Raw genomic sequence first — 8,173 nt, 5'->3', positions numbered from 1 at the left:
TTCGCAAGAGATGCGATGGATGTCTGATGATTTGTAGTCATAAATTTTAGTCCCCACTTGTTTCTAAGTGGGGACTAAATTAAGGCTTATAGGATGAATTCAGAAGGTGTGTTCAGCGGACGCTTACTTTTCACGTGCAATCGCACGGTAACCAATATCTTTACGGTATTGAACACCATCAAAAGTCACTTTTTGGCAAAGTTCTAAAGCTTTCGCTTGCGCTTCACCAATCGTATCACCTAGCGCAGTCACACAAAGAACACGACCACCAGCAGTCACAATATCACCATTCTCAAGTGCTTTAGTGCCTGCATGGAAAACTTTAGCATCAGCCATTTCAGTGTCTAAACCTGAAATTACATCACCATTGCTAGATGTTTCAGGGTAGCCCTTAGATGCAAGTACGATACCTACAGTCTTACGCTCATCCCAATCTGCTTCTTTTGGTAAGTTACCTGCAATACCAGCTTCAACAAGGTCAACTAAAGATGATTTTAAACGCATCATAATTGGCTGAGTTTCAGGGTCACCAAAACGGCAGTTGAACTCGATCACTTTAGGTTGACCTTGTTCATCAATCATTAAGCCTGCATATAAGAAACCTGTGTACACGTGACCGTCTTTTTTCATACCTTCAACGGTAGGACGCATCACTTCATTCATGGTTTTTTCAAATACGTCAGCAGTCACAACAGGAGCAGGAGAGTAAGCACCCATACCGCCCGTGTTCGGGCCTTGGTCGCCTTCAAAGATACGCTTGTGATCTTGAGACGTTGCCATTGGCAAAATGTTGTCGCCATCAATCATACAAATGAAAGAAGCTTCTTCACCTGCAAGAAATTCTTCGATTACTACACGTGAGCCAGCATCACCAAATTTGTTGCCTGCAAGCATGTCATCAATCGCATCAAATGCTTCTTGATTCGTCATTGCAACGATTACGCCTTTACCTGCAGCAAGACCATCAGCCTTGATTACAATTGGCGCACCATTTTTTTCAACAAATGCTTTAGCCGCATCTACTTCTGTAAATACATCATAGAAAGCAGTTGGAATGTTGTGGCGTTTTAAGAAGTGCTTTGCAAATGCTTTAGAGCCTTCAAGCTGTGCAGCAAATTGAGTTGGACCCCAAATTTTTACACCTGCTTCACGGCAAGCATCCACAACGCCATTTACAAGCGGTGCTTCAGGACCAACCACGATTAAATCAACTGCATTGTTTTTAGCAAAGTCGATAATCGCTGCGTTGTCTAAAATGTTAAGCGCAACATTTTCGCATTTATTTTCAGTTGCAGAACCCGCATTACCCGGTGCAACAAATACTTTTGCGACTTTGTCATCTTGTGCGATTTTCCATGCAAGCGCATGTTCACGACCGCCATTACCCAAAACTAAAATATTCATCGGTTCATACTCCATGAATCGAAAATGACATAAAGTCCTCAACCTGAAAGCAGGAGAGGACTTTATGCAAGATTAGAAATCTAGTGTATTAAGCAAAAGACTGTGCTTAATTGCCATGATCAAGCCGCCAACTTAGTGACGGAAATGACGCATGCCAGTGAAGACCATTGCAATGCCAGCTTCATCAGCAGCAGCAATTGTTTCTTCATCACGCATAGAACCACCCGGTTGGATAATGCATTTGATACCTGCTTTCGCAGCATTATCAATACCATCACGGAATGGGAAGAATGCGTCAGATGCCATTACAGCGCCTTCAACCACTAAACCAGCATGTTCAGCTTTAATTGCTGCAATACGTGCAGAGTTAACGCGGCTCATTTGACCTGCGCCGATACCAATCGTTTGACGGCCTTTCGCATAAACAATCGCGTTAGATTTAACGTATTTCGCAACTTTCCAAGCAAAGATTAAATCATCAATTTCTGCTTCAGTTGGTGCACGTTTAGTCACAACTTTAAGGTCATCTTTCGTGATCATGCCTAAGTCTTGGTCTTGAACCAGTAAGCCGCCGTTTACACGTTTGTAGTCAAGTTGCGCTTTACGTTCTGTAATTGCAGGAAGCTCGCCGCATACGAGTACACGTACGTTTTTCTTCGCGCCAGTCACTTCAAGCACGCCTTCAGCAACGCTTGGAGCAATGATCACTTCAACAAATTGACGGTCAACAATGGCTTGCGCAGTTGCAACATCTAATTCACGGTTAAATGCAATGATGCCGCCGAATGCAGATTCAGGGTCAGTTGCATAAGCAAGGTCATAAGCCGCTTGGATGCCGTCTAGAGATACTGCTACACCACATGGGTTTGCGTGTTTAACGATTACACAAGCAGGCTTAGCAAATGATTTTACACATTCAAGTGCTGCGTCAGTGTCTGCGATGTTGTTATAAGATAATTCTTTACCTTGAAGTTGTTTCGCAGTAGAAACAGATGCTTCAGTTGCTGTGTCTTCTACATAGAAAGCAGCAGATTGATGCGGGTTTTCACCGTAACGTAAGTCTTGAACTTTGTTCAATTGAGTATTGAAAGTACGCGCAAATTTATCTGCTTGACCATCTTCCTTACCTACGCGAGCGCCTAAGTAAGATGCAATCATGCCGTCATACTGTGCAGTATGTTCAAATGCTTTAACCGCAAGGTCAAAACGAGTTGCATGTGAAAGTGAACCTTCAGCTTTTAACTCTTCAACAACAGTTCCATAGTCAGATGCATTTACCACGATACCAACCGATGCATGGTTTTTCGCAGCAGCACGAACCATAGTCGGACCACCGATGTCGATGTTTTCAATCGCATCAGCAAGTGAGCAGTTTGGTTTTGCAACAGTTGCAGCAAACGGATAAAGGTTAACAACTACAAGATCGATTGCATCGATGTTGTGTTCAGCCATCACAGCTTCGTCTAGACCGCGACGAGCTAAGATACCACCATGAATTTTCGGATGTAGCGTTTTTACACGGCCGTCCATCATCTCTGGGAAACCTGTGTGCTCTGAAACTTCAACTACGGCAACATTATTGTCTTTCAACAATTTGTATGTTCCGCCAGTAGATAAAATTTCTACCCCTAGAGCAGCAAGTTCTTGTGCAAATTCAACAATTCCAGTCTTGTCAGACACAGAGATTAAAGCGCGTTTAATAGTCATGATCTTCGTCACAGTTTTCAAGGAACAGATTAAAACAAAATTAGCAAAATGCAGGTTAAAAAAAATGCCTGCGGAAGCCGCAAGCATTTTATCATTTATTCACTCATTAAACCGTGAGCTTTCAACTTTTTACGTAAAGTACCACGGTTTAAGCCGAGAATCTCAGCAGCACGGGTTTGATTACCACGTGTATATTCAAGAACTACAGATAGAAGAGGCTTCTCCATTTCCGCCAGCACCATATCGTATACCTGAGATGGTTGCTCGCCTTGCAATTGTGCAAAGTAATGGCGAACTGCGCGATCTACGTGAATACGAAGAGCGACATCAGATTGTGCAGTAAAAATAGGAGATTTGCTATTCATGCGAATTAATCCGAAAAATCAAATATCACTTGGGTAAAGTGATTTGTTAAAAGTGGTCTATAAACTTGAATGAACTCCGTTTTAGTTCCTAATGCGGAGTTCTAAAACTTGTACATTACTTGTAGCTTGACACAACTCGCAAAATTGTTCGAAAAATAAGCGTAACAATAGATTAATAATTGTTACAGCCTAAAAAACAAACAAAAAATCTACTCAATACGCAATAAGTAATAAAGCGCACGGTTGGGATTGTATTTGTTGTGAAAAATTAGCGAGGAGTTTGCAGCACAAAGCTTTCGTGGCGCGTATCATACCATTGTCTAGGAAAAAGTGAGCAAGAAAACTGCATTTTTTTTATGTTTTTTTTACTTTTTTAATAGTTTTTTTCAATATTAGGGGCGAATCAACTCAATTGAATAATTATCGAAGCTTTTGCGTGCAATTGGTAGGCTAAATTGGAATTTAAAAGGACTACTTTTTGGGATCCGTTGGATACCATGCAGACTTTTATCCAAATACTCTTCAGGTAAAAGCGTATAGTTTGCTATTTCAGCACCATTTTCTTTTAGTGAAATTTTCATATTGGGTAAGGCTAGACTACGGTCATGAAAATTGATCATTTCACCTGTAAAACGTGTTTCATTATTTCCAATGCTACGAATTTTGACTTTTTTGGTACTAATTAAGCTGTAATGTTCCTCTAGGCGTGAACAATTGAATACATCACAGACTGCAGTAAATGCAGCACCCATCACTGGACTGTTTTTTAAATATTGTGGATTGAACCAGAAAAACTGGAATATAAGTGCACCAAATAAGAAAGCATTAATACAGAACCACATAAAATAATTCAGTGGTGTACGTTTTTTATCTTTTTCAGCCTGTTCTGCCCAATTTACAGCAGGAAGGTTGCCGATCGGTTCGGTGCTGAAATAATTTAAGTTATTTAAATAAGTTTTTAGATCGATATTAGAGTTTTCGACTTTTTGATCAAATAGTTTTAATAAATGGTGGGTTGGTGTTTCTTCAACAGTCACTGGTGTAAGCGTATTATTAAATTCGCTGACATTAATAATAGTATTGGAGTTTTTTTGCGGTGCATTTTCTTGCTCAGGGGTAGAAAAAGACAACGCTTTATCTACCACCAAATGAGACAGTGCATTAAAAGATGTAGAGCACTTTGGGCAACAAACCATGCCCTGAGCGACAGTAAGCTGCGGAACAGTTACTTTATATGTTGTAAAACAAGTTGGGCAGTTAGTTAATTTGTCGCTCATAAGTACACATTTTAAATTTTAATACTGTTGGCGTTTACCCGAAATTCGGCACCATGTTTCGTCACGTTTTTCTACGTCTAATATATCAAAAAATTCAGAATAAACACTAGAAACATCAGAAACTTGCTCTTCAATTACACCTGCAAGTGCGAACTCGCCCTCAGATTTAATTAAAGTTGAGAATTCTGCAGCCAAGGCCATTAGAGGGCCTGCAAGAATATTAGCAACAAACACATCGGCTTTTTGTCCAGCGAGTTCTTGGTTGAACTCTTCAGGTAGGCCTACATACAAATTTTCCAGTACACCATTTAATTCGGCATTTTGTTGTGTTGCTAAAACGGCTTGTGGGTCAATATCAGTGGCATAAACTTTTTTTGCACCCAAAAGTAAAGCGGCAACACCTAAAATACCAGAACCACAACCGTAGTCGATGACGATTTTATCCTTAAGATCAACTTTACCTAACCATTGTAGGCATAGGAATGTAGATGCATGGTTACCAGTACCAAAAGCAAGACCTGGGTCTAGTTTGATGTTAACGGCATCTGCTTCTGGCGCTTCCATCCATTCTGGGACAATCCAATATTTCTCACCAATTTGAATAGGCTCATAAGCATCCATCCATGTGCGTTCCCATTCTTGGTCTTCAATGAATTCGCTACGCATTAGTGCTTCAGGAAGTTGAGCTTTAATAAATGTTTTTAATGCAGCAACATCAATTTCTTCATCATCTTCTTGTGCATAGATACCAGTAACGATCACTTTATTCCAAAGTGGTGTTTCACCTGGAAGTGGTTCAAGTAAATCCTGATTTTCTGCATCATCTAGCGTGACACTGACTGCACCTAAAGAACTGAGCAGCGTTTCAGTGTAATCAACTTGAGCTTTTTCAACAGTAATATGAATTTGTAACCACTTCACGGACATAACCTAAATGAGTTTTATAAAAAGCTATTGTAACGGAACTCGGCAACTTGCAGCTAGCGATTATCAAAATTGACAAAAAATAAAAGGATGCACGTAGCATCCTTTTAATTTTTCAATGACTTAACTTTTAATTGTTTCGGTTGTAGTTGTCGAGATTGGTGCAAAACGCGTAATTAGGAAGCCAAATACAGCGGCAAAGATGTACATAAAGATTGAATATACCGCCGCAGGCATTGCTACAGCAGAGCTTGCCATCACCGTTAAGGCGATGGTCATGGCTAACGTACTGTTATGAATACCGATTTCAAATGCACAAGCACGTGCCTGAGCACTATTGATGCCGAACAGTCTTGGAACAAAATAACCGATACATAAGCTGAAAATACAGAATAGAACCGTAGCTAAGCCAACTTGGGTTAGATAAGCCGCAATATTATGTCGTTCAGAGTAAATAGCACCGATAATAATTAAGATGAGAAAGACCACAGCAAAGATGCGGAGTGGTTTATGCAGTTTCTCAGTCAGTTTAGGTGCATAGTGACGAAGCAGCATGCCTATACAGACGGGGATGATAATGATGCCGAAAACTTGGAGGATTTTTCCAAACTGCAGACTGATTTGTTGCCCTTCTTGCATGAAGTGCATGATCGAAAAATTCACGATCAATGGAAGGGTTAATGCTGCAATGACTGAGTTGATGGCGGTCAGGGTAATATTTAAAGCCAAGTCACCTTTAAATAGATAGCTAAATAAGTTAGCTGTGCTACCACCGGGTGAGGCTGCGAGTAGCATCAATCCGACAGCAAGCAGTGGTGGTAATGCTAGCAGTTTACATAGTAGAAAGGCGATACCAACAAGCAACACGAGCTGGCAAAATAATGCGATCAACACGGCTTTAGGGTGCTTGGTGACACGTGCGAAATCTTTGGGGGTAAGTTCTAACCCAAGCCCGATCATAATAAAGGCCAGTGCTAATGGCAAAAGAACCGTAATAATTCCAGAATCCATCTTATTTATTCTCCTTGAGCATATTTAATGGTTTTTCACCAAAGTCCTTATGGTGATTGCGTTAGAAAAAATAGTTTAGGTTTTCACTTGTTGAATCAAGTGACTGCCACGGCGCGTCAAAATAAAACCAAATAAGGTCGCCAATAAATACATAAAAATAGAATAAACACCGGCAGGTATCGCCACTGTGGTGTTTTCAAGCACACTCAGTGCGATGGTTAGGGCGATACTGGTGTTATGAATACCAATCTCAAAGGTACACGCACGAGCCTGTTTTTCAGGCACACCCGAGAGGAATGGAATTAAGTAACCCAAAAATAGTCCACTGAAACAGAGTAAACAGGTTGCAATGCCGACGCTGGCAAAATACGTAATAATGTTGGATTGTTCGCGCAAAACTGCGAGTGTAAAGATAAGAATTAATAAAAAAATAGATAACATTCGCATCGGTTTGTTGATGTGATATGCAATGGTCGGAAAGGAGTTACGAATAAACATACCGAAACATACCGGTATCAAAATAATCAGAAATACATGGGTGATCTTATCGATAGGCATGCCAATACTGGTACTTTCACCAACAAAATGCAAAATGGAAAGGTTGACAATAAAAGGCAATGTAAAGCACGAAACAACTGAGTTAATGGCCGTTAAGCTAATATTTAATGCAACATCACCTTTATATAGGTAGCTATAAAGGTTTGCTGTGGGGCCACCGGGTGAAGCCGCAAGCAACATGAGCCCGACCGCGAGTAAAGGGGGTAACTCAAGCAACTTACACAGGAAAAACGCAATGCTGGTCAGTAGAATAAGCTGAGTAAATAAAGCGATGAAAATAACTTTTGGATAGCGTCCAACGCGTAAAAAGTCTTTGACTGAAAGTTCAAGTCCCAAACCCATCATCATAATGGCTAAAGCAATGGGTAGAAAAAATGCAAATAATCCCGAATCCATGGAATTTCCTGATATTTTTATCCTTATAGTGTTTTTGAGTTTATCTCAGTTTGATAAATAAGCAATAAATAAAAGCGAGTAAAAACTGATGTTTTACCCGCTTTATTTTTGATCTGTTAATTGGTCGATATTTTTATCGACAACTGTTTATTTAGGACGAGGAGGAGTGAACCCTAAAGCACATTTTCCTTTAATTTCTTGTCCATTAATCGTTGCAGTAGTGGCTTTTGCATCTGCACTACATGTGCTTAATAATTCGGCTTCTTCGCCATGAAGATTTGCATTTTTGGAAGAACTAAAAAATTGTGGTTCGCAAGTACCATTCCAGATAATACCGCGATAGGCAAATGAAACTTGAGCGCCTTGGCTTTTACCTTTACAGACTTGTTGATATCGCTGTGCATCATACACTTTCTCAACTTTATCATTGGCTGAGGCAGCAAGTGGTGATAAACATAAACCGCATAAAACCGTGGATAGCAAAATATTCTTATTCATGCTTATAGTCCTTATGATTCTCATGGGATCTAT

The 8,173-nt window shown here is 40.2% G+C and carries 8 protein-coding genes; all 8 read right to left on the bottom strand.

Features of this window, described 5'->3' with window-relative positions; all coding sequences use genetic code 11:
- Positions 1–123 precede the first annotated feature (123 nt).
- Positions 124–1,404, bottom strand: a complete 1,281-nt coding sequence (gene purD, locus FTU83_RS07285) for a phosphoribosylamine--glycine ligase (RefSeq protein WP_180105993.1) — start codon at positions 1,402–1,404, stop codon at positions 124–126.
- 132 nt (positions 1,405–1,536) lie between these two features.
- Entirely contained in the window at positions 1,537–3,111 is a 1,575-nt protein-coding gene (gene purH / locus FTU83_RS07280) for a bifunctional phosphoribosylaminoimidazolecarboxamide formyltransferase/IMP cyclohydrolase (protein ID WP_180010136.1), read from the bottom strand.
- A gap of 95 nt (positions 3,112–3,206) precedes the next feature.
- Positions 3,207–3,476, bottom strand: coding sequence for a DNA-binding transcriptional regulator Fis (gene fis / locus FTU83_RS07275; RefSeq protein WP_001086304.1), 270 nt, complete (start codon positions 3,474–3,476; stop codon positions 3,207–3,209).
- Between the two features lie 392 nt (positions 3,477–3,868).
- Positions 3,869–4,753, bottom strand: a complete 885-nt coding sequence (locus FTU83_RS07270; RefSeq protein ID WP_180054446.1) for a DUF3426 domain-containing protein — start codon at positions 4,751–4,753, stop codon at positions 3,869–3,871.
- A gap of 18 nt (positions 4,754–4,771) precedes the next feature.
- On the bottom strand, positions 4,772–5,674 hold the full coding sequence (prmA, locus tag FTU83_RS07265) for a 50S ribosomal protein L11 methyltransferase (RefSeq protein WP_180073887.1): 903 nt from the start codon (positions 5,672–5,674) through the stop codon (positions 4,772–4,774).
- A 126-nt stretch (positions 5,675–5,800) separates the two neighbouring features.
- On the bottom strand, positions 5,801–6,688 hold the full coding sequence (locus FTU83_RS07260; protein ID WP_180003877.1) for a bile acid:sodium symporter family protein: 888 nt from the start codon (positions 6,686–6,688) through the stop codon (positions 5,801–5,803).
- Between the two features lie 75 nt (positions 6,689–6,763).
- Positions 6,764–7,642, bottom strand: a complete 879-nt coding sequence (locus FTU83_RS07255; protein ID WP_180003878.1) for a bile acid:sodium symporter family protein — start codon at positions 7,640–7,642, stop codon at positions 6,764–6,766.
- A gap of 147 nt (positions 7,643–7,789) precedes the next feature.
- Positions 7,790–8,140, bottom strand: coding sequence for a hypothetical protein (locus tag FTU83_RS07250; protein WP_078188731.1), 351 nt, complete (start codon positions 8,138–8,140; stop codon positions 7,790–7,792).
- Between the last annotated feature and the right edge of the window lie 33 nt (positions 8,141–8,173).

Source organism: Acinetobacter sp. YH12152 (genome assembly GCF_013418285.1).
GTDB classification, from domain to species: domain Bacteria; phylum Pseudomonadota; class Gammaproteobacteria; order Pseudomonadales; family Moraxellaceae; genus Acinetobacter; species Acinetobacter amyesii.
The sequence above is the reverse complement of the archived record's forward strand: the minus strand, read 5'-3'. Positions and strand labels throughout refer to the sequence as shown.